This is a genomic window from Streptomyces sp. NPDC051105 (assembly GCF_040682795.1).
Lineage (GTDB): Bacteria > Actinomycetota > Actinomycetes > Streptomycetales > Streptomycetaceae > Streptomyces.
Map to the genome: position 1 here is coordinate 142,677 of NZ_JBFBBR010000011.1, position 19,231 is coordinate 161,907.

A 19,231-nucleotide genomic window follows, 5' to 3' on the forward strand; every position below is an offset into this window, starting at 1 on the left:
CGTGGCCACCATCCTCATCACCGGCGCGTCCGGGTTCGTCGGGGCGCATGTGACACACGAGGCGCGACTGCGGCGCGCCGAGCTCAGGCTCATGACCCACCGCAGGACCCTGCCCCGGACCCGCTCCGGGGTGCGGACCGTGTCCGCCGATCTGACCGACCCCGGCTCGCTGCACGGGGTGTGCGACGGGGTCGACGTCCTGCTGCACTGCGCCTCGCAGATCGGCGGCAGCGCGGAGGCCAACGAGGCCGTCAACGCACGTGGTACGGCGGCGCTGGTCGCCGAGGCCCGGCGCGCGGGGGTACGCCGGATCGTCCAGCTCAGCACCGCCTCCGTCTACGGCCGCGGCACCTTCTGCGGCTCCCGCCCCGAGGAGCTCACGCGCAATCCGGGCTCCGTCACCTCCCGCACCCGCGCGGCGGCCGAGGACGCGGTCCTCGCCGCCGGCGGTGTGGTGCTCCGCCCCCATCTGGTCTTCGGCGAAGGGGACCTGTGGGTCGGGCCCAACCTGGCCCGGCTGCTGCGGGCCCTGCCGGGGGTGGTGGCCGGCTGGCCGGCGCGGGCGTCGGTGATCACCGCGCCGGACCTGGCCCGGCTGCTGGTGGCCACGGCGCTCGCGCCGGACGCGGCGCTGACCTCACGGGTGTACCACGCGGCGCATCCGCTGCCGGTCACCGTGGACAGTGCGCTGCGGGCGATCGCCGAGTGCGCCGGGATCGCCTGGCCGCACGACAACCTCACCGTCGAGGGGGCCAAGGCGATCCTCGCCGCCAAGGGCGTCCCGCCGGGCACGCTCGACATCCTGACCACGGACCACTTCTTCGAGGCGGACGCGCTCTGGTCCGACCTCGGCGAGTCGCCGGCCGCGGGCTTCGCAAGCTGCTTCCGCCGTGCGGAACGGTGGTACCGGTCGACGCTGGTGGGGGCCTGAACCGGCCGCGGGCCCCCGCGGGGGGCTGCGGCGCCCACGCGGCGGCACCCGCATCCCCAATACAGCCCCCGCACCCCTTCGGGCGCGCCGACGGCCCTGTCTCCTACGCCAACCACACGACGAACCACGGCCGGGCGGTGGAGAACATCCGGGCCTTCCTGGCGGGTTCCCCGGTACGGCGGCCGCCCCGGCTCGGGCCCTTGGAGTGATCGTCCGGTGATCGGCGTGACCAGCCGCAGGTCGTGGCGTTGAAAGGGGAGTGCGGCGGCTGGTCCTGCCGCCGCACTTCCCCGAGCAACAAGAAGGAGAACTGATGTCTCGCATCGCGAAGGCTGCCGCCGTCGCTCTCGGCACCGGCGCAGTGGTGATCGGCGGAGCCGGCCTGGCTCTGGCCGACGCGGGTGCCCAGGGTGACGCCGTCGGCTCCCCCGGCGTGCTGTCCGGCAACGTCATCCAGGTCCCGGTCAACATCCCGATCAACGTGTGCGGCAACACCGTCGACGTGATCGGTCTGCTGAACCCGGCGTTCGGCAACACCTGCGTCAACGAAGGCCACGGCAAGGCCGGCGACAACAAGGGCGGCGACAGCAAGAACGGTGGCTACGGCAGCTGAGCCACCGCCAGCGGAGGAGCCCCGGCACCCTGGGTGCCGGGGCTCCTCCCATGTCCGGGGCGCCTCAGGCGTACCGGTAGATCCGGCTCACATCCTCCAGCGACCCGGGGGTGACGTCCCACGGCGGCAGCTTCTCGCCGCGGGCGACGACCCGTCGGTGCTGCGGGTCGCCGCGGCCGGGCGGTTTGGCCGGCACATAGCGCTGCCCTCGGTGCCGGGCCTTCCAGCGCTCCCACTGCAGGTCGATGAAGGCGTGGTGGAACCAGAAGACGGGGTCGTTGACGGAGGCGCCGCCGAGCATCGCCCCGCCGACCCAGCGGTGCACCCGGTTGTGGTTGCGCCAGGAAGCGCTGCCGCTGCCGGATCCCCAGCCCTCCAGCTTGTTGCGGAAGCCCCGGCTGACGGTCGAGTCCCAGGGGGCGACGTCGTACACCGGGTCGTCGAGCGCCTGGGCGAGCTGGGCCCTGGTGGGCAGTGCGATCGGGTCGCGGGCCCGGCCCAGGTCCCGGGCGAGGAACTCGCCGTCGGTGATGCCCTCCTTGATGGTCCAGTGCCCGGCCGCATAGGCGAACGGGCCGGTCATCACCTGCTGGTCCCGGGGCCGGCCGTTGCCGCCGAGCAGGTCCCTGGTCCAGGGGACGGAGGACGTCGTACGGTCCTGGGTCCAGTCCCAGTACGGCACGGTCACCGACCCGTCCACCCGGCGCAGGGCGCGCTCCAGTTCCAGCAGGAAGCGGCGGTGCCAGGGCAGGAAGGAGGGGGCCATGTGCGCGGAGCGCAGCCCTCTCTCGCCGTCGGCGGTGTAGTGGTCGATGTGCATCCGCACGAACTCGTCGTACTCGCCCCGCCGTTTGACCTCCAGGAAGGCGTTGACGAGCCGTCTGCGCTCGCCGGCCGTCAGCCTGCCGACGTTCTTACGCACGTACGCCATGGTCGCCCCCCATGTGCAGATGCCCCCCGCCCATCGGTCCCGGGGCCAGGTCGCGCAGCCGCTGCCCGGGCCCGATCTCGTCGACGGCCGCCCGGGCCGCCTCCAGCGGGGTCGGATAGGAGCTGTAGTGGTCGACCATGCTCAGCCAGGTGCCGTCGGCCCGCCGCATCAGATGCAGCGGCCGGCCCGCCACGGTGACCTGCCACTCGCCCTCGTCGGCGCCCCGGCCCGCCGCCGGCACCAGGACACCCTGGATACGGCGGCCCCGGTAGGTCTCGTCGAAGGAGGTGCCCACCGGCCCGTCCGCCTGGGGTACCGGGCGGGAGGCGGCGACGACCGGGGCGAGCGCCAGGGCGGCCACGGAGGCGAGTAGCCCCCGGGTGACCTCGCGCCGCGTCGGTCCGCCCGCCCCGGCTCTGTCCGGCCGCCCGGCCCCGGGGTCCGCGCCCACCGCCACATCGCCTGCTCCGACGACCATGCTCACTCCTCGTACGGTTCACCGATCGCTGTCGGTACCGGTAACCGCCCAAGGGGCCGCCCGGTCACCGTCGCGCCACCATCCGGCGCACGGCCGGGACCGGTCGGCGGCCGGTGTGGCGGCCGTACTCACCGGCGCGTCACCGGCCGGGGCCGGCGCCCAGGTCGCCGCCGACGACCGTCTGCAGGGCCGGGGCGAGCACGCCGGCGTCGGGCATCCGCGGGGCCGGCATGCCGAGGTGCTCCGGGTCGGGCGCGGTGAGCGGGGCGGCCAGCGCGAGGCCGGGAGTGAGCGCGCGCAGGCCGGAGACCGGGGTGCCGACGTCGATGTGGTCGTAGCCGTCGCCGAGGACACCCGGCAGCGGAGCCCTGAGGCCGACACCCGGCAGCCCTCCGTTGAGCGGCACCTGCGGCAGCGTCCGGTCCGGGAGGAGCCGGCCCTGGACGTAGCGCGGCCCCTCGGGAACGCCGGGGATCAGCAGCGGCAGCTCCATGCCGAGCTCGGGCATCTCCATGTGGAGGGACTTCTCGACGCCGTCCAGCGGTACGGGGACGGGCACCGTCGGGGCCGCGGCGGCGGGCGTGACGGCCGCGCCCACGGCGACCGCGACGCCCGTGACGACGACGGCAAGGGTTCCTCGGGTGGTCGGCTTCATGACGGGTACGGGCCCTTTCAGGAGGCGGGAGGAGCGACGTCCGTACCGGGTAACGAGCCATGAAACGACGTCAGTTCACATTTCGCCCAGGTGCAGCATTAGTCGGCTGTTCACTCATCAGCTCGTCCCGAAGTCCACTGTTCAGCTGGTCCAGAAGTCCCACCAGCGGGTCAGGATCAGCATGCCGACGACCCCGATGTGCAGCAGGGGAAGGACCCAGGTGAATTCGCCGAGGAATTCCCGCAACCATCCGGGCGCGGGCAGGAATCGATGGCGTACGGCGAAGGAGGTGACGTACCAGAACAGGAGGATGGTGGCGACCCAGGCCAGGCAGCACCACAGGCACAGCGCGTTGATCCGGTACAGCGACTCGAACTGCAGCCAGGACACGAAGCCGACGCCGAAGACACATCCCGCGTCGAAGGTCAGCCAGTACCAGGCGGGGAAGCGCGCGCCGGCCAGCAGGCTCATGCCGACGCAGATCACGATGGAGTAGGCCACCAGGCCCAGCATCGGGTTGGGGAAGCCGAACGCCGCGGCCTGGTCGCTCTTCATCACGCTGCCGCAGGACACCACCGGGTTCAGGCTGCACCCGGGGACGAAGTGCGGGTTCTCCAGCAGCTTGAACTTGTCGAGGGTGATGACCCAGGAGGCCAGTAGCCCGGCCGCCCCCGCGACCACCGTGAGCAGCGCGAACCCCCGGCCGGCGGCTGCGGTTCCCGGCATCAGCCGCGCAGGCTGCGGGCGGGCAGCACGATGTGCGCGGCGGCCGTCAGGGTCTCCTCGGCCCCGGCGAATTCCTTGAGCGCCTCCACCTCGACGGGCTTGCCGGGCTCGCCCCCGGGCCAGGGCCGGGTGGTGAACACCAGGTAGGCGTAGCCGCGTTCGTCGACGGCGGCGAGCCACTCCTCGGGCGCGGGGCACTGGGCGTTGAGCGGGGCCAGGCTGAGGACGGCCGTACCGGACTCGACCAGCAGGGTGACGGGCAGGCGGGGCCGGGCGGTGCCGTCCACGAGGTCGCCGCCGACCGGCAGTCCGTTGTTCTCCAGCAGCGCCTCGACGGCGGCCGAGGTGGCCTCCGCGCCGCCCGCGGCGTCACCGAGGGAGTAGGCCAGCAGATAGGGCATGTCACTGCCGTCGGGAGCCTCGCCGCTCCAGGCCAGCACGGCGACCGTGCCGAGGTCGGCGGGGCGGAAGGGGCGGGTTGCGCTTGGGGTTGAGGTCACCGCGTGACCTTATCGACGGGCCGCGCGGCGGCCGGGCGCCCGCTCACCCGACCGGCGGACAGCCGGCGGGGCGGCCACACGAACGAGGGACGCCGGTAGTACGGCGTCCCTCGAACCGTTCCCGCCCGGCCTCAGCCCTGCAGCGGCAGACCGCCGAGCAGCGGGCTGCGCTGCTGGTTGACGGCGCCGGTCGTCCGCTTGACCTTGTTGAGCACGGAGCGCTTGTTCTCGGTGTTGAGAGCGTCCGACTGGTGCTTCAGCGGCATCGCCTGGTCCAGGGTCAGAGGGCTCTTGGTGAGCGTGGTCACGGCGCCGTTGAGGCTGGTGGGCGTCAGGTCGGCGTTGTTGCCGGCGAACGCGGGCGCGGCGAAGCCGGCGAGGGCCACGGAACCGGCGACGACAGCGGCAGCCTTCAGAGACTTCATCGTGTTCCTTTCTTCGGTGACTTTCGGCGGCGCGAGCCACGCCAATGGAAGCCACCAGGGGAAATGCTGACGCCGTGCCTAACGACGCCCCGGCAGGCCGGAAACCCCACGCTCAGAAGACATATGAGATCCCGAAAGGGCCGGCGGCCGAAGACGACCCGGTCGAGGGCGGTGAAGGGGGGCGGGCCCGGCAGGCCCGTGAGGCCGGTCGGGCCCGTGAGGCCGGTCAGGGCCGTGAGGCCGGTCAGGGCCGGGAGGCCGGTCAGGGCCGTGAGGCCGGTCAGGGCCGTGAGGCCGATCGGCCCGGTGAAGCCGATCGGCCCAGCAGGCCGGTCAGCCCGATCGGCCCGGTGGAGCCGGTCAAGCCCGGCAGGCCCATGAAGCCAGTCAGGCCTAGCAGCCGGTCGGCCCGGCCCGGTCGGTCCAGTCAGCCCGGTCGGCCCGGTCAGCCCGTGGGCAGGGGCAGTGGCGTGGAGACCGGCAGGCTGGGCACGGCGGCCAGGCCCGGCAGCCCCGGCAGGTTGGGCGCGGGCAGGCCGCTGCCGAGCAGGATCGCGGCGAGCAGGTTGACCAGGCCGGTCACGACGGCGGTGGCGGCCGGCAGCACCTGGCCGACGTCACCGGAGGTGGCGGCCTTGAGGAGGTTGTCGACCGCGGTCTGCAGAGCGGTCAGCGCGTCACCGGTCAGGTCCTTGGCGGCGGGGGCGCCACCGAGACCCTTGGCCTGGGCGGCGGCCGGCGCGGGGAACGCGACCGGCACGGCGGAGGTACTCGGCACGGCCGGCGCCGACGGCAGGGCAGGAGTCGATGGCAGGGCGGAAGCCGACGGCAGGGCGGGAGCCGACGGCAGGGCCGGGCCGGCGGGGGCGGTCGGGGTCGCCCCGGTCGTCGGGGCGGCCCCGGGGGCCGTCGGCATCGTCGCGGGTGCCGTGGGGCTGGCCGCGGGGGTGGCCGGCGTCGCCGCGGGAGCCGTCGGGGTCGTCGGCTTCGCCGCCGCCGGAGAGGCCGCGGACATCGGGGCCGCGGCCGGGGCCGCCGCCGTGACCTGGGCGATGGCCGCCTTCACGGCGTCGCCGAGCTGGGTGGCCTGATCGGCGGTCAGCTGGCCGTTGTCCGCCGCGAGCACGGTGTTGAGCAGGTCGGTGACCGGCTTGAGCACGGTCCCGAGGTTGCCCAGTGACTTGACCTGGGCGAGCAGTGCGTCGGCCCCGGGGACGGGCGCCTGGGTCATCGCGTGGGTGCGCTCATGGGCCGAGTCGGCGGCGACGGCCGCCGGGCCGGTGATCCCGGCCAGGAGAATGGCGCAGACCGCGGTGGACGCGAGACGCCGTGCGGGCAGAGCACGCATGGGTGTTCCTTTCGATGTGCATGGGACTTGCTGCCCACCGTGAAATCACCCGCGTCGGCCCGCAACCGCTCGACCGCCCACCGTCACCGATCGCTCTCCGTGCCGTCGTTTCATCGTTCCTGATGAGGTGCCCTGCCAAGGCCGCCTCGCCGCTTCCGCCCCCACTCCGGCCGTTCGAGGGAACGTCTGAGCGAGGCACGCGCGGGAGTCGCGCCCGGACACACGAACCGGCCGACCGCCCGCGGGGTGCGCGGGCGGCCGGCCGGCCGAAGGGAAAAGCCGCAGCGTCAGTCGTTGAGGCAGGTGTTGCCGAACGCGGGGTTCAGCAGGCCGATCACGTTGATGGTGTTGCCGCAGACGTTGACCGGAACGTGGACCGGAACCTGGATCACGTTGCCAGACAGCACGCCCGGGGAGTGGGCGGCGGCGCCGTTCGCGCCGCTGTCGGCGGCGGCCACACCGGCGCCGCCGGCGACGGCCGCGACGGCGGCGGTGGACAGGACCAGGCCCTTCGCGATACGCGACATGGAGAGGTGCTCCTTGGGGTCGAGACAAACATCCGGGCGGATACCCAGCGCCGTGTCAACGCGCGACACAGGCTCGGGGTGTGCCGCCGAACGAGTGATCTCCCGCAAGCCCTCCTTCACCATTCCGACACACTTGCCCAGTTTCGACCGATTAGTGCGGATAGCGGCTAGAGTTGCGCATCTCCTGACTTACCCGTATTGGCATCACATCGCACTCTTCCCGCTCCTCCTGCTCTTCCCGCTCCTCCCGCCTCCCCCTCCTTTCCCGAAAGGGCGAAGCCGGTCATGCGCAATCCCCTGGGCCCGCCGCTGCGCCGTGCGTCGATGAGCGCGCTCGCCCTAGCCGCGATCTGGGCACCCGGCGCCGCCCGGGCGACCGCTCCGGCCGCCCCGCCCTCCCCCGAGGCCCCGCGCATCCCCTTCGCCGAGCGCTACCGCGTGGTGCAGCGAGGCGGCTTCGCCCGCGCGGCCAACGCCTCCATCAGCTGCCGTACGACACCCGTACTCCCGGCCGAACCGCCCTGCTCGGCGGCCCGGGAGGGCCGGATCCCGGCGGTGAACGGGGACTTCGACATGTTCTACGTCGACGTCGACGACGACCCCCACACCTACAACTCCTCACGCGCCGAGCTCCGGCTGCCGGAGGGCTCCCGGGTGACGTACGCGCGGCTGTACTGGGGCGGCAACCTGCTGGCCGGCGAGCAGAAGCCGGCGAAGGACGACGGGCGGGTGCTGATCGCCGAACCCGGCGGCCAGTACAAGGAACTGCTCGCCGACACGGTCGTGGGCCACCGGGCGGAGGACGGCGCGGACGCCTTCCAGGCCTCGGCGGAGATCACCGACCTGGTCCGGTCGAGCGGGCCCGGACTGTGGACCGTCGGCCAGGTGAACGCGGCCAGGGGGAGGTCCGGGTCCGGTGCCTGGGGCGGCTGGACGCTGCTGGTGGCCTACCAGAACCCGGCCGAGCCACTGCGCACGCTCGCCCTCTGGGACGGCTTCGACTCCCTCGACCGGGCGGCCGAGATACGGCTGAACGGGCTACGTGTCCCGCGTGGCGCCGACGGCCGGGTGGGTCTGGTGGCCTACAACGGCGACCGGGGCGGAACCGGTGACTCGCTCACGTACACCGTCGCCGGCCGTGCCCCCACCCCGCTCGCCGACTCCGCCGACCCGGCCGACGACGTACTCAACTCCACGATCAACGACCCCGGCCCGGTACGCGCCCGGCGTGAGCCCGCGTACGACAACGCGCTCGGCTACGACTCGGATGTGTTCGATCTCGGTACCGGTCTCGCGCAGGGCGGTGACCGGCTGACCTTCCGGCTCGTTTCCCAGCGCGACGCGGCGTGGGCGGGCGCGCTCTTCGCCGCCGTGGACGTGCAGTAGTGCGGCGCGTTTCCGCCCGCAGTCCCGAGCGCCCCCCGTGAGCGAGGAATACCGCGTATGCACCGATCAGCAACCGACCCTCGGCGACGGGTCCTGCACCTGGCGCAACCCGTCGAGGGTGGGGTGGCCCGGGTGGTCCTGGACCTGACGAAGGCCCAGCTCACAGCCGGTCTGCGGGTCACGGTGGCCTGCCCCGGTGGTGAACTGGCCGAGGCCGCGCGGGAACTGGGCGCCGAGGTGCGCGGGTGGCGCGCCGAGCGCTCCCCGGGCGCCGGTCTCCGCGACGAGGTACGACGGCTCAGCCGGCTGCTCGACGAGGTGCGGCCGGAACTGGTGCACGCGCACAGCGCCAAGGCGGGCCTGGCCGGCCGCCTGGCCGTGCGCGGCCGGGTGCCGACCCTGTTCCAGCCGCACGCCTGGTCCTTCGAGGCGGTCGGCGGAGTCACCGCCGCGCTGGCGCTGCGGTGGGAACGGTGGGGCGCGCGCTGGGCGCACCGGGTGGTGTGTGTCAGTGAGGCGGAGCGCACGACCGGCGTGCGCGCCGGGATCCGCGCCCAGTACGCCGTCGTCCCCAACGGCATCGACACCGAGCACTTCACCCCGGGAGCCCCGGGAGCCCCGGGAACCCCGGACACCCGGGGCCCGTCCGGGCCCGGGGCACCCCTGGTCGTCTGCGTCGGCCGACTGTGCCCGCAGAAGGGCCAGGACGTGCTGCTGCGGGCCTGGCCCGAGGTACTGCGCCGGGTGCCGGGCGCCCGGCTGGCGCTGGTCGGCGAGGGACCGGACGGCGAGGCGCTGCGCCGGCTCGCCCCCGCCTCCGTCGAGTTCGCCGGCGCCGTCGCGGACGTCCGCCCCTGGTACCACGCCGCCGACCTGGTGGTGCTGCCCTCGCGCTGGGAGGGCATGGCTCTGGCCCCGCTGGAGGCGATGGCCTGCGGGCGGCCGGTGCTGGTCACCGATGTCGACGGCGCCCGCGAGAGTCTGCCGCCCGGGCACGCCGCGCACTGCCTGGTGCCGCCGGGGCGGCCGGGCGCGCTGGCCGGTGCCGTCGCCGGGCTGCTGCTCGACCCGGAGCTGCGCGCGTCGCTCGGCGACCGGGGGCGGCGGCATGTCCAGTCCACGCACGATGTGCGGCGCACGGCGGAGGCGGTCGCGGAGCTGTACCGCGAACTCCTCGGCGGGCGGCCGCTCATGTCCTTTGAGTGCAGGGAGTCCATCTTCTCGTGACCGCGGAAAGCACCGTCCCCTCCCCCGGCCCGCAGCCACGGGACCACGGACTCTCGGCCGTCTCCGTCCTGCCGGCCCGCACCGCCGGAGGCTTCCGGTTCCCCCCGCGGCGGCCGCCCGCGCGGCCCGCCTCCCCGGCGCCGCTGCTGGCCGCCGACCTGTGCGCGGCGCTGCTCGGCGCGGTCGCCCTCGACGAGGCCGTGGGCCGGCCCGTCCTGGTCGGTCTCCTGGTGTCCGGGGCGATACTGCTGCGCCCGCAGCCCACCGCGCGGGTGGCCGGGATCCTGGACGAACTCCCGGCGGTCTGCGGCCGGATCGCCGTCGTCTGGCTGGGCCTCGCCGCCGCCGTCGCCGCCTGGTACCCGGACCGCGCGCTGCCCGCCCGCACCCTGCTGCTGGGCTGCGCCCTGCACGCGGCGGCGGCCTGCGCCGGCCGCGGTCTGGTGCACTGGCGCCGCCGCCTGGCCCTGCTGCGCCACCCGCGCGCCGCCCTGGTCATCGGCCCCGCCGCCACCGCCCAGCGGGTCGCCGCCGCCGTGCTGCGCCACCCGGGCTTCGGCGTACGGCCGGTCGGTGTGGTCGCCGAGCACCCCGAGGGCCCCGAGGGGCTGCCGGTGCTGACCACCGGCGAGGAGGTCGAGCGGGCCCTCATCCAGAACGGGGTCCGGGCCGTCCTCACCGTCCACCCCGCCGTCCGCACCGAACAGGGCCCGCTGCTGCGGGCGCTGGCCGAGTCGGGCTGCGTGGTCTGGGAGGTCGACGCGGACTCACCGGCGTACGAGATGCGCGACCAGCTCGCCGGGTTCTCCTGCCGCCGCCTGGAGATGGGCTCGCGGCGGCGCGGCAGCCTCGGCAAGCGGCTCCTCGACATCGTCGTCTCCGGGTCGGCGCTCGTCCTGGTCAGTCCGCTGCTCCTGGTGTGCGCGGCGGTACTGCGTCTCACCGACGGACCCGGCGTGGTCTTCCGGCAGGAGCGCATCGGCCGGAACGGGCGCCCCTTCACCCTGCTGAAGCTGCGCACCCACCGCCCGGTCGACGCGCACGAGGCCGCGACGCGCTGGAGCGTGGCGGGCGAAGCCGAGATGAGCCCCTTCTGCCGGTTCCTGCGCCAGACGTCCCTGGACGAGCTGCTCCAGCTGTGGAACGTGCTGTGGGGCGACATGAGCCTGGTCGGCCCGCGGCCCGAACGGCCGTACTTCGTCGGCCAGTTCAGCCAGACCTACCCGGGCTACGCGGCCCGCCACCGGATGCGGACCGGCATCACCGGGCTCGCCCAGATCCACGGGCTGCGCGGCGACACCTCCATCGAGGACCGGGCCCGCTTCGACAACGCCTACATCGACAACTGGTCGCTGTGGCAGGACATCTGCATCCTGCTGCGCACCGCGGCCGCGCTCGTGCGCTCGACGGGGAGCTGACGATGAGCTTCGCACTCTCCCCGGCCAGGCCCCTGCGGCTGCCGCCGGTCCTCGCCGCGGCCGCCGTGCTCGCGGTCCTCGCCCTGCCGCTCACCCCGGCCGGCGGCGACAGCGGGGCGGGGCCCGCGGACGCCGTGTCCGCGCTGGTGGTGCTGTACGCCGCGGTGCGCACGGTACGGGAGCGGCGGCGGCCACTGTCGGCGACGGCCGCGGTGGTGCTGGGCATGCCGGTGGTGGGCCTGGCCGTCGCGGCGGCCGGCGCGTCCTCCCCGGGGGCCGGGCTGACCGGCCTCGGCCGCTATCTCCAGGTGTTCGTCCTGGTCCCCGCCGCCGTACTGCTGCTGATCCGGGACCGTGCCGACTTCCGGCTGCTGGCCTGGTCGTTCGTGGGGCTCGCGGCGTGGCAGGGCGCGGTCGGGGGGTACCAGTACCTCACCGGGACCGGGGCGTCGTACCAGGGCGAGGAGATCCGCGCGGTCGGCACGTTCGGGCCGCAGGACGTGATGGGCATGGCGACCGTGGTGTCGTTCGGCCTGGTCTGCGCGCTGGGGCTGGCGCTGGGGCGCTCGCCGGTACGGCAGCGGGTGGCGGCGGCCGGGTGCGCGCTCGGCCTGCTGCTGCCGCTGGCGGTGTCCTTCAGCCGGGGGGCCTGGATCGCGACGGTGCTCACCTGCGGGGTGCAGCTGGCGCTGGCCGGGCTGCGGCGGGCGCTGAAGGTGGCGGCGGTCGCGGTCGCCGCCGGCGTGGTGCTGGTGGGGGGCTTCGGGGTCGGTACGGCGCTGCTCCAGGAGCGGCTCAGCAGTATCGGGCAGGTGACCGACGCCCCGGACCAGTCGGTGGTCGACCGCTACACGCTGTGGGCGGCGGCGACCGGCATGTGGCGCGAACACCCGGTCACCGGCGTCGGGTTGAAGAACTTCCCGGCATACCGCGACGGGCATGCCTCGCTGGCGCTGTCCTCCGGGAGCGACACGGAGGGAGCGGGGGCCGCGTTCCGGAAGCAGCCGCTGCTGTCGCCGCACAACATGTACCTGCTGGTGCTGAGCGAGCAGGGGCTGCTCGGGGCGCTGGCGCTGACGGGCAGCTGGCTGGCGCTGCTGGTGTGCGGGCTGCGCGGGTGGTGGCGCGTCCGCGGCGGTGCCGGCCTCGACTGTGCGCTGGTGGGGTGCGGGTTGCTGATCTGGCAGCTCGTGGACTTCGCGTACGCGGACATCGGGGGGCCGTCGACCGTGCTGACGGCGGTGGTGTTCGGGGCGGTGGCCTGGTGGGCGTTGACGGGGGCGGAGCGCTCGCCATGACGATGACGCCTTCCAGGACTTCGGGCGTGCCCGGGTCGCGTGTCGACAGCGGGTCGGCGGCGGCCGAGCGCACCCACACGGCGGAGCCGCAGACGTCCCAGCCCCGCGCCCCTGACGGGGCGCCTTCCTCCCGTGGTGTTCTCGCCAGAGCCGCTCTTGTCACCGCCACCTTCTCCGTCGTCGGCTCGCTCCTCGGGCTCATCCGTGACCAGTCGCTCGCCCGGCTCTTCGGCGCCGGGCAGGACACCGACGCCTTTCTCGTCGCCTGGACCGTTCCCGAGTTCGCCGCGACACTGCTCATCGAGGACGGGCTCGCCTTCGCGCTGATCCCCGCCTTCAGCCTGGCCCTCGCCCGGCGGGCGCAGGGGGCTCCCGGCGACCCCGTGCGAGCGCTGGTCGCCGGGACCCTGCCCAAGCTGGCGCTCGCCTTCGCCGCCGTCGGCGCCCTTCTCATCGGGGGCGCCCCGCAGCTCGTCGCGGTGCTCGCGCCCGGTCTGCGCGATCCCGGGCTCGCCGTCGACTGCACCCGGCTGACCGCGACCTGTGTCCTGACCTTCGGGCTGGCCGGGTACTGCAGCGCCGCCCTCCGCGCGCACCGGCGGTTCCTCGCGCCGGCCGCGATCTACGTCGCCTACAACGCCGGCATCATCACGGCGATGTTCGCCTTCGGCGGTGGCTGGGGCGTGCGGTCGGCCGCGTTCGGGGTGGCGGCGGGGGGCCTTCTGATGGTCGCCGTACAGCTTCCCTCGCTGCTCGGGCAGTTGCGGCGCAAGGTCAAGGCCGCCGTCGGTGACCCGGTCGCCGAGGCCGAGCCGCTGAACGTCGTCCTGATGGCCACCGTGCTGCTGTTCGCGCTGTGCCGGCAGTCGCAGGTGCTGATCGAGCGGTTCCTCGCCTCGCATCTGCACTCCGGGGCGATCTCGCACCTCAACTACGCGCAGAAGGTCGCGCAGATCCCGATGACGATGTCGATGATGCTGTGCACGGTCACCTTCCCGGTGGTGGCCCGGGCGCTGGCCGAGGGCGACATCGAGCGGGCCCGGCGGCGGGTGGAGCGGGATCTGTCGGTGGCCGCGAGCGTCGTGCTGCTCGGCACCGCCGTGGTCGTGGCGTGTGCGCCGCAACTGGTCCACCTCCTGTTCCAGCGGGGGGCGTTCACCGCGGCGGACACCACCGCCACCGCCGGGGTGATGCGCGTCTACGCGCTCGGGCTGCTCGGGCAGACCATGGTCGGGGTGCTGGTCCGCTCCTACTTCTCGGCGGGCCGCGCCACCTGGTACCCGGTCGGCGCCATGGCCGCCGGGATCGTCGTGACCTCCTGGATCGGCACCATGGCGGTGGGCCGGTACGGCGTCACCGGCATCGCCGCCGCCAACGCCACCGGCATCACCGTCACCGCCGTGCTCCTGCTGTCCGGCATGGGCCCGCGCAGTGTCCCGATCCGTACCCGGCGGGTGCTGGCCGAGCTGAGCCGGCCGGTGCGGGCCGCCGTGGTCGCCACGGTCGTCGGCACCTTCGTCGCCGGACAGCCCGCGACCCCGCTCACCGGTCTGGCGGCCGGCACCACCGCCGTGACCGCGATCTTCGTCCTGCTCGGCTGGGCGCTGGACGCCCAGGGCTTCGCACCCGCACTCCGTTCCGTAGGCACCGTCACCCGAAGGCTCGCGCATGCCGTCTTCCATTGAGTCCGCCGAGAAGATCAGACACCTGGCGGGCCCGGTCCCCTGGGTCGCCATGTACCACTCCGTGGGCGACCGCTCGGACGATCCGTACCGCGTCACCGTCACCCCCGACCGGCTGGCCGCACAGCTGGGCTGGCTGCGCCGGCGGGGGCTGCGCGGGGTGTCGGTCGCCGAACTGCTCGCCGCCCGGGCCCGGGGCGAGGGGCGGCGGCTGGTCGGGCTCACCTTCGACGACGGCTACGCCGACTTCCTCGACCACGCCCTGCCGCTGCTCGACCGCTGGGGCTGCGGCGCCACCCTGTTCGTGCTGCCCGGGCGGCTCGGCAGCGACAACCGCTGGGACTCGCTCGGCCCGCGCAAGCCGCTGCTCACCGCGGACGGGGTCCGGCGGGCGGCGGCGGCCGGCGTGGAGGTCGGCTCGCACGGGCTCACCCATGCCGACCTGACGAAGGCCGACGCGGACACCCTCAGGGCCGAGACCGCCGACAGCCGGGCCTTCCTGGAGGAGCTGATCCAGGCCCCCGTGGACGGCTTCTGCTACCCCTACGGGACCGTCGACCAGCGTGCCGTCGACGCCGTACGGGACGCCGGATACCGCTACGCCTGCGCCATCGACCCCGGCGACCTGAGCGGCGTCCACACCCTGCCCCGGGTGCACATCGGCCAGAACGACCACGCCCTGCGCCTCTTCCTGAAGTACCGGCTGCACCGGCTGCGCCGCCGTCCCGTCAAGGGGCTCTGAATGAGAGCCCTGCATGTCATCACGGGGTTGGGGGTCGGCGGGGCGGAGCAGCAACTGCGGCTGCTGCTGCGCCACCTGCCCGTCTCCTGCGACGTCGTCACGCTCACCAACCCCGGGCCGGTCGCGCGCGGGCTGGCCGCCGACGGGGTGCGGGTGGTCCATCTCGGGATGGCCGGGAACCGGGACCTGGCCGCGCTGCCCCGCCTGGTCCGGCTCATCCGCCGGGGCCGCTACGACCTCGTCCACACCCACCTCTACCGGGCCTGTCTCTACGGCCGGATCGCGGCGCGCCTCGCGGGCGTGCGGGCCGTCGTCGCCACCGAGCACTCGCTCGGCGACGCACAGCTGGAGGGGCGCCGGCTGACCGCCGGGGTACGGGCGTTGTACCTCGCGGGCGAACGGCTCGGCCGGTCCACGGTCGCCGTCTCGCCCACCGTCGCCAAGCGGCTGCGCGGGTGGGGGGTGCCCGGGCCGCGGATCGAGGTCGTACCGAACGGCATCGACCTGGAGCGGTTCCGCTTCGACCCGGACCGGCGGCAGCGCACCCGGGCCCGTCTCGGGATCCCGCAGGACGCCTTCGTGGTGGGCGGCATCGGGCGGCTGGCGCCCGGCAAGCGGTTCGACGTCCTGATCAGGGCGCTCGCCCAGCTCCCGCCGGACTGCCGCCTGTTGCTGGTCGGCGGGGGTGCGGAGGAGGGGGCGCTGCGGCGTGCCGCCGAGGAGGCCGGGGTCGCCGGCCGGGTCCTGTTCGCCGGTGAACGGCCGTATGTCTCCGACAGCCCGGCCGAACCCGACCTCCCGTCCCTCGCCTCCGCCATGGACGTACTGGCCTCGCCCTCCGCCGAGGAGGCCTTCGGGCTCGCGGTGATCGAGGCGCTGGCCGCCGGGCTGCCCGTCCTCTACAGCTCCTGCCCCGCCGTCGAGGACCTGCCGCCGGCCGCCGCCCCCGGCGCCCGCCGGGTCGAGGGCGGTGCCCGTGCCTACGCCGAGGCGCTGGCCGCCGCCCGCGCCGCCGGGCCCGGCCCGCGCACCGCGCCGGATGCCGCCCGTCACTACTGCATCACCCGCAGCGCCGCCCAGCTCATGGACGTCTACGCGGCCGCACTCGCCACCACCCCTCAGGGAGCCAGTACGCCATGACCGAGAACACCAGCGGGGCAGCCCGCCCCTTCGCCCGCGCCCGCGCGGTGCCGCCCTGGTCGCTGCTGGCGGCCGGGGTCGCCGCCGGCGCTCTGCTGGGCGGCGCCTACGGCGTGCTCACGCCGCCCAGCTACACCGCGACCAGCTACGTCATCGCCGTCCCCGCCGACCGGTCCGACACCGCCACCGCGCAGGGCTTCGCGCAGGCCTACGGCCGGGTCGCCACCCAGCTCGCGGTGCTCGGGGACGCCCAGGTGTGGGCCGGGGTGCCGGTGAACACGCTGCGGGAGAGCGTGCAGGCGGAGACCTCGCCGGACGCGCCGATGGTCGCCGTCTCGGCCACCTCGCCGCACGCCCTCCAGGCCGCCGACATGGCGAACGCGGTGGCCCGCTCGCTCACCCAGCACGCCAACGACACCAAGGGCGACACGCACGTCGAACTCCTCCAGTTCTCCCGGGCACTGAAGCCGACCGCGCCCACCTCGGCCTCCTCGAGGGTCACCGGCCTGGTGGGCGCCTGCGCGGGCGGACTGCTGGCCGGGCTGGTGCTGCTGGTGCGGCCCCGGCGCCACGAGGAGAACGCCCTGCAGGCCTCCGTGCCGGGACCCGCCGTCGCCGCCGACGTGCACGGACAGCTGTGACGGCGACGGCCTACCCGACGCTCGCCGCGACCACCACCGAACTCGTCACCGACGAACGCGCCTTCGCCGGGCTGGCCCCCGCCTGGGGCCGTCTCTACCGGCGGTGCGGCACGGCCACCCCGTTCCAGAGCCACGCCTGGCTGCACTCCTGGTGGCGCTCGTACGGCGTCCCGGGCCGGCTCCGCCTGGTCCTGGTGCGGCACGGCGGTGAACTGGTCGGCGCGGCCCCGCTGATGCTGGTGCGCCGGCCGCTGCCCACGCTGGTGCCGCTGGGCGGGGCGATCTCGGACTACACGGACGTGCTGCTCGCCGACACCGACGACGGCCGGGCGGCGGCCGCGCTCACCCAGGAACTCGCCCAGGCGGCCCGGACGGCGCTGATCGACTTCCGCGAGGTGCGTCCGGGCGGTGCGGTGGAGCGGGTGTACGACCGCTGGCACGGGCCGTGCCGGAAGGTGCCCGACTCGCTGTGCCTGGAGCTGCCGGCCGTGTCGATGGAGGAGCTGGTGGGCCGGCTGCCCTCGACCAAGGCCCAGCAGCGGGTCCGTGCCAAGCTGCGCAAGCTGGGTTCGCTCGGGGTGCGCCGGGACGTCGTGGCGCCGGAGGGCGTCGACACCGCGCTCGGGCGGCTCCTCGAGCTGCACCGGCTCCAGTGGCAGGGACGGAAGGTGACGACGGAACACCTCCAGTCGCGGTTCCGGGAGCATCTGGTGCGCTCGGTGGGGCCGATGGTGCGTTCCGGGGACGCGGTGGTCACCGAGTTCCGGCTGGACGACGAGGTGGTCGCCGTCGATCTGACCCTGCTGTCGCCGAGCCTGGCCGGCGGCTATCTGTACGGGGCGCATCCGCGGCTGCGCGAGCGCAAGGCGGACGTGGCGGTGATGCTCCTGGACGCCTGCACCCAGCACACCGGTGCCGGCGAGCGGGGCGCGCTGAGCCTGCTGCGCGGGAACGAGCCGTACAAGCACCACTGGCGGCCCCAGCCGGTCGCCAACCAGCGGCTTCTGCTGGCCCGGCGCCGCACCGCACCGCTGCTGACGGCGGCGCTGTGCGACGCCGCCGCCCGGCAGCGGGTCAAGGAGGTGCGGCACCGATGGAAGGAACGGCGGCAGGACTAGTGCGAGCGCGACCACCAGTCGAGGCGGACGCAGAGTTTCCCGCCGAGCCAGTACTCGATCCAGTCGCCCAGGTCCATCGGCGCGCAGCCGGCCGGGGGCGTGGTGCTGGGAGCGGGAGTCGCGGTCGGGGTCGGCTTCGGGAGGTCCGGGGTGGGGGCCGGCGTCGGGGTCGCGGTGTCGGTCCGGCCGGAGAGGGCCGAGCGGTAGACCCGCGACGAGCGCGGGTTGTCCGAACACTGCCAGACACCGTGCGGGCAGTAGTCGGTCAGCGTGTTGTACAGCGGTTTGTGCTCGTCCAGCCAGGTGAGCATCCGCCGCATGTATTCGGCGTTGTCACCGTTACGGAAAAGTCCCCATTCCGGATAGGAAATAGGTTTCCCGTGGGCTTTCGCGAAATCGACGTGCTGCTGAAGTCCGTAAGGCTCCCGCACCTGTTCGTCGAAGGAGAGACCGGTCGGCTGGTCGTAGGAATCCATTCCGACGATGTCGACCGTGTCGTCCCCGGGATAGCACTCCGTCCACGGGACGGCGTCGCGGCCCCGGCTCGGCGTGAAGTCGAACCGGAATTTCTGGCCCGGCACCGCGCGCATGGTGGTGACGATCCTCTTCCAGTACTTCTTCCAGGCCTCCGGGTCCGGCCCGCAACGATGGGTGTAGGTAGTGCCGTTCATCTCCCAGCCGAGCACGATGACCGTGTCCGGCACCTCCAGCTCCACCAGCCGCTCGGCCAGGGCCCGGAAGTGGTGATCGAACAGCCCGGCGGCGCCCTGCGCCAGCAGCGACCGGACCTCGGCGTCCCCGACGTGGTCCTCGTTGCGCTCCTGCATGGGCACGTTGAGGACGAGCATCCGGTCGTCCTTCTCCCGCCGCCAGTGCGCCCAGACGTCCAGGAAGCCGGGGGCGCCCTCGATGTCCGCCCAGCGGTCGCCGGGCAGATACGTGTGCGCGACCTTCAGCTCGGTGCCGCCGAGCCAGCCGCTCAGCTGGGCCATGCGGGCCACGCCCAGCGGCCCGGAGTCCAGGAAGGCCCCGAAGGCCGGCGGCGCCGCCCTGGCGGGCGCGGGGCTGACCGGTGCCGGTGCGACCGCCGCGGGACTGGCCGGGACCGGCAGGGGTGCCGCCGACGCCGGGACGGACGTCGTGGGTGTCGGAGCCGGAGTCGGGTCCGTGACCAGCGCCACCTCCGCACCCGCGGCGAAGCCCGGACCGGTCGCCAGGGTCGCCGAGGCGACGACGACCGCCGCCACCGCCGCGACCACAGCCCGCCGGTGCGACCGGGACCTCGGCCGCTTTCGCTGCTGTGGAGCCATGCCTGCTCCTTTCTCCACCAGTTCTCGTCCGTTCGCACATCCGCTGAGGAAGTACCACTTACTGACACTCAGTCATATCAATATGAATACCGCCAGTGCGGCTACGGCTTTCGGGTGCGCCGAACGCCCGCACGG

20 protein-coding genes are annotated in these 19,231 nt (G+C 74.1%); 11 read left to right on the forward strand and 9 right to left on the reverse strand.

Annotation, left to right across the window (positions count from 1 at the left end):
* Position 1: 1 nt before the first annotated feature.
* Complete coding sequence (locus AB0N16_RS26805; RefSeq protein WP_365800868.1) at positions 2-931, forward strand: NAD-dependent epimerase/dehydratase family protein; 930 nt, start codon at positions 2-4, stop codon at positions 929-931.
* 313 nt (positions 932-1,244) lie between these two features.
* On the forward strand, positions 1,245-1,544 hold the full coding sequence (locus AB0N16_RS26810; protein ID WP_365800870.1) for a chaplin: 300 nt from the start codon (positions 1,245-1,247) through the stop codon (positions 1,542-1,544).
* Between the two features lie 64 nt (positions 1,545-1,608).
* Here the strand turns inward: AB0N16_RS26810 and AB0N16_RS26815 are convergent, their stop codons facing one another.
* The 8 genes from AB0N16_RS26815 to AB0N16_RS26850 all read right to left on the reverse strand — a co-directional run bounded on the left by AB0N16_RS26815 (position 1,609) and on the right by AB0N16_RS26850 (position 7,134).
* Complete coding sequence (locus AB0N16_RS26815; RefSeq protein WP_365800872.1) at positions 1,609-2,475, reverse strand: tyrosinase family protein; 867 nt, start codon at positions 2,473-2,475, stop codon at positions 1,609-1,611.
* A complete protein-coding gene (locus AB0N16_RS26820; protein WP_365800874.1) occupies positions 2,459-2,953 on the reverse strand; it encodes a tyrosinase family oxidase copper chaperone in 495 nt (164 codons plus the stop codon). Before AB0N16_RS26820 ends, AB0N16_RS26815 begins: the two co-directional genes overlap by 17 nt.
* Before the next feature lie 139 nt (positions 2,954-3,092).
* Positions 3,093-3,608, reverse strand: a complete 516-nt coding sequence (locus AB0N16_RS26825; protein ID WP_365800876.1) for a hypothetical protein — start codon at positions 3,606-3,608, stop codon at positions 3,093-3,095.
* A 141-nt stretch (positions 3,609-3,749) separates the two neighbouring features.
* On the reverse strand, positions 3,750-4,334 hold the full coding sequence (locus AB0N16_RS26830; RefSeq protein ID WP_365800878.1) for a vitamin K epoxide reductase family protein: 585 nt from the start codon (positions 4,332-4,334) through the stop codon (positions 3,750-3,752).
* Positions 4,334-4,834 (reverse strand): DUF5949 family protein, encoded by a 501-nt coding sequence (locus tag AB0N16_RS26835; RefSeq protein ID WP_365800880.1) that lies wholly within the window; start codon positions 4,832-4,834, stop codon positions 4,334-4,336. The genes AB0N16_RS26830 and AB0N16_RS26835 overlap by 1 nt, the downstream gene beginning before the upstream one ends.
* Before the next feature lie 131 nt (positions 4,835-4,965).
* Positions 4,966-5,259: a hypothetical protein gene (locus AB0N16_RS26840; protein WP_365800881.1), complete on the reverse strand. Its 294-nt coding sequence runs from the start codon at positions 5,257-5,259 to the stop codon at positions 4,966-4,968.
* Between the two features lie 445 nt (positions 5,260-5,704).
* Positions 5,705-6,607 (reverse strand): hypothetical protein, encoded by a 903-nt coding sequence (locus AB0N16_RS26845; RefSeq protein ID WP_365800883.1) that lies wholly within the window; start codon positions 6,605-6,607, stop codon positions 5,705-5,707.
* 287 nt (positions 6,608-6,894) lie between these two features.
* Positions 6,895-7,134 carry a chaplin gene (locus AB0N16_RS26850; RefSeq protein WP_365800885.1) on the reverse strand — a complete coding sequence of 80 codons (240 nt, stop codon included), beginning with the start codon at positions 7,132-7,134 and terminating at the stop codon, positions 6,895-6,897.
* Between the two features lie 285 nt (positions 7,135-7,419).
* On the opposite strand from AB0N16_RS26850, the gene AB0N16_RS26855 reads away from it, so the two are divergent.
* From AB0N16_RS26855 to AB0N16_RS26895, 9 genes are read left to right on the forward strand one after another with little or no spacing between them, the layout of a single operon-like run.
* Positions 7,420-8,520 carry a DUF3344 domain-containing protein gene (locus AB0N16_RS26855; RefSeq protein WP_365800887.1) on the forward strand — a complete coding sequence of 367 codons (1,101 nt, stop codon included), beginning with the start codon at positions 7,420-7,422 and terminating at the stop codon, positions 8,518-8,520.
* A 57-nt stretch (positions 8,521-8,577) separates the two neighbouring features.
* The gene (locus AB0N16_RS26860; RefSeq protein ID WP_365800889.1) at positions 8,578-9,747 is read left to right on the forward strand and encodes a glycosyltransferase; all 1,170 of its coding nucleotides are present in this window, start codon (positions 8,578-8,580) and stop codon (positions 9,745-9,747) included.
* Positions 9,744-11,165: an exopolysaccharide biosynthesis polyprenyl glycosylphosphotransferase gene (locus AB0N16_RS26865; RefSeq protein ID WP_365800891.1), complete on the forward strand. Its 1,422-nt coding sequence runs from the start codon at positions 9,744-9,746 to the stop codon at positions 11,163-11,165. The genes AB0N16_RS26860 and AB0N16_RS26865 overlap by 4 nt, the downstream gene beginning before the upstream one ends.
* Positions 11,166-11,167: 2 nt before the next feature.
* The gene (locus AB0N16_RS26870; protein ID WP_365800893.1) at positions 11,168-12,463 is read left to right on the forward strand and encodes an O-antigen ligase family protein; all 1,296 of its coding nucleotides are present in this window, start codon (positions 11,168-11,170) and stop codon (positions 12,461-12,463) included.
* Positions 12,460-14,148, forward strand: a complete 1,689-nt coding sequence (locus tag AB0N16_RS26875) for a lipid II flippase MurJ (RefSeq protein WP_365800895.1) — start codon at positions 12,460-12,462, stop codon at positions 14,146-14,148. Before AB0N16_RS26870 ends, AB0N16_RS26875 begins: the two co-directional genes overlap by 4 nt.
* On the forward strand, positions 14,132-14,887 hold the full coding sequence (locus tag AB0N16_RS26880) for a polysaccharide deacetylase family protein (RefSeq protein ID WP_365800897.1): 756 nt from the start codon (positions 14,132-14,134) through the stop codon (positions 14,885-14,887). The genes AB0N16_RS26875 and AB0N16_RS26880 overlap by 17 nt, the downstream gene beginning before the upstream one ends.
* Positions 14,888-16,027, forward strand: coding sequence for a glycosyltransferase (locus AB0N16_RS26885; RefSeq protein WP_365800899.1), 1,140 nt, complete (start codon positions 14,888-14,890; stop codon positions 16,025-16,027).
* Complete coding sequence (locus AB0N16_RS26890) at positions 16,024-16,668, forward strand: lipopolysaccharide biosynthesis protein (protein ID WP_365800901.1); 645 nt, start codon at positions 16,024-16,026, stop codon at positions 16,666-16,668. Before AB0N16_RS26885 ends, AB0N16_RS26890 begins: the two co-directional genes overlap by 4 nt.
* Positions 16,665-17,786, forward strand: coding sequence for a GNAT family N-acetyltransferase (locus AB0N16_RS26895; protein ID WP_365800903.1), 1,122 nt, complete (start codon positions 16,665-16,667; stop codon positions 17,784-17,786). Before AB0N16_RS26890 ends, AB0N16_RS26895 begins: the two co-directional genes overlap by 4 nt.
* Here the strand turns inward: AB0N16_RS26895 and AB0N16_RS26900 are convergent.
* Positions 17,783-19,096 (reverse strand): glycosyl hydrolase, encoded by a 1,314-nt coding sequence (locus tag AB0N16_RS26900; RefSeq protein ID WP_365800905.1) that lies wholly within the window; start codon positions 19,094-19,096, stop codon positions 17,783-17,785. The two genes, AB0N16_RS26895 and AB0N16_RS26900, sit on opposite strands and share 4 nt — an antisense overlap.
* Positions 19,097-19,231 lie beyond the last annotated feature (135 nt).

Excerpts from the sequence above, each read along its gene's own strand:
- AB0N16_RS26885 (WP_365800899.1), top strand. The coding sequence starts at position 14,888 with ATGAGAGCCCTGCATGTCATCACGGGGTTGGGGGTCGGCGGGGCGGAG.
- AB0N16_RS26875 (WP_365800895.1), top strand. The coding sequence starts at position 12,460 with ATGACGATGACGCCTTCCAGGACTTCGGGCGTGCCCGGGTCGCGTGTC.
- AB0N16_RS26815 (WP_365800872.1), bottom strand. The coding sequence starts at position 2,475 with ATGGCGTACGTGCGTAAGAACGTCGGCAGGCTGACGGCCGGCGAGCGC.
- AB0N16_RS26840 (WP_365800881.1), bottom strand. The coding sequence starts at position 5,259 with ATGAAGTCTCTGAAGGCTGCCGCTGTCGTCGCCGGTTCCGTGGCCCTC.
- AB0N16_RS26850 (WP_365800885.1), bottom strand. The coding sequence starts at position 7,134 with ATGTCGCGTATCGCGAAGGGCCTGGTCCTGTCCACCGCCGCCGTCGCG.
- AB0N16_RS26830 (WP_365800878.1), bottom strand. The coding sequence starts at position 4,334 with ATGCCGGGAACCGCAGCCGCCGGCCGGGGGTTCGCGCTGCTCACGGTG.
- AB0N16_RS26890 (WP_365800901.1), top strand. The coding sequence starts at position 16,024 with ATGACCGAGAACACCAGCGGGGCAGCCCGCCCCTTCGCCCGCGCCCGC.
- AB0N16_RS26845 (WP_365800883.1), bottom strand. The coding sequence starts at position 6,607 with ATGCGTGCTCTGCCCGCACGGCGTCTCGCGTCCACCGCGGTCTGCGCC.
- AB0N16_RS26810 (WP_365800870.1), top strand. The coding sequence starts at position 1,245 with ATGTCTCGCATCGCGAAGGCTGCCGCCGTCGCTCTCGGCACCGGCGCA.
- AB0N16_RS26855 (WP_365800887.1), top strand. The coding sequence starts at position 7,420 with ATGCGCAATCCCCTGGGCCCGCCGCTGCGCCGTGCGTCGATGAGCGCG.
- AB0N16_RS26825 (WP_365800876.1), bottom strand. The coding sequence starts at position 3,608 with ATGAAGCCGACCACCCGAGGAACCCTTGCCGTCGTCGTCACGGGCGTC.
- AB0N16_RS26900 (WP_365800905.1), bottom strand. The coding sequence starts at position 19,096 with ATGGCTCCACAGCAGCGAAAGCGGCCGAGGTCCCGGTCGCACCGGCGG.
- AB0N16_RS26860 (WP_365800889.1), top strand. The coding sequence starts at position 8,578 with ATGCACCGATCAGCAACCGACCCTCGGCGACGGGTCCTGCACCTGGCG.
- AB0N16_RS26880 (WP_365800897.1), top strand. The coding sequence starts at position 14,132 with ATGCCGTCTTCCATTGAGTCCGCCGAGAAGATCAGACACCTGGCGGGC.
- AB0N16_RS26870 (WP_365800893.1), top strand. The coding sequence starts at position 11,168 with ATGAGCTTCGCACTCTCCCCGGCCAGGCCCCTGCGGCTGCCGCCGGTC.
- AB0N16_RS26820 (WP_365800874.1), bottom strand. The coding sequence starts at position 2,953 with ATGGTCGTCGGAGCAGGCGATGTGGCGGTGGGCGCGGACCCCGGGGCC.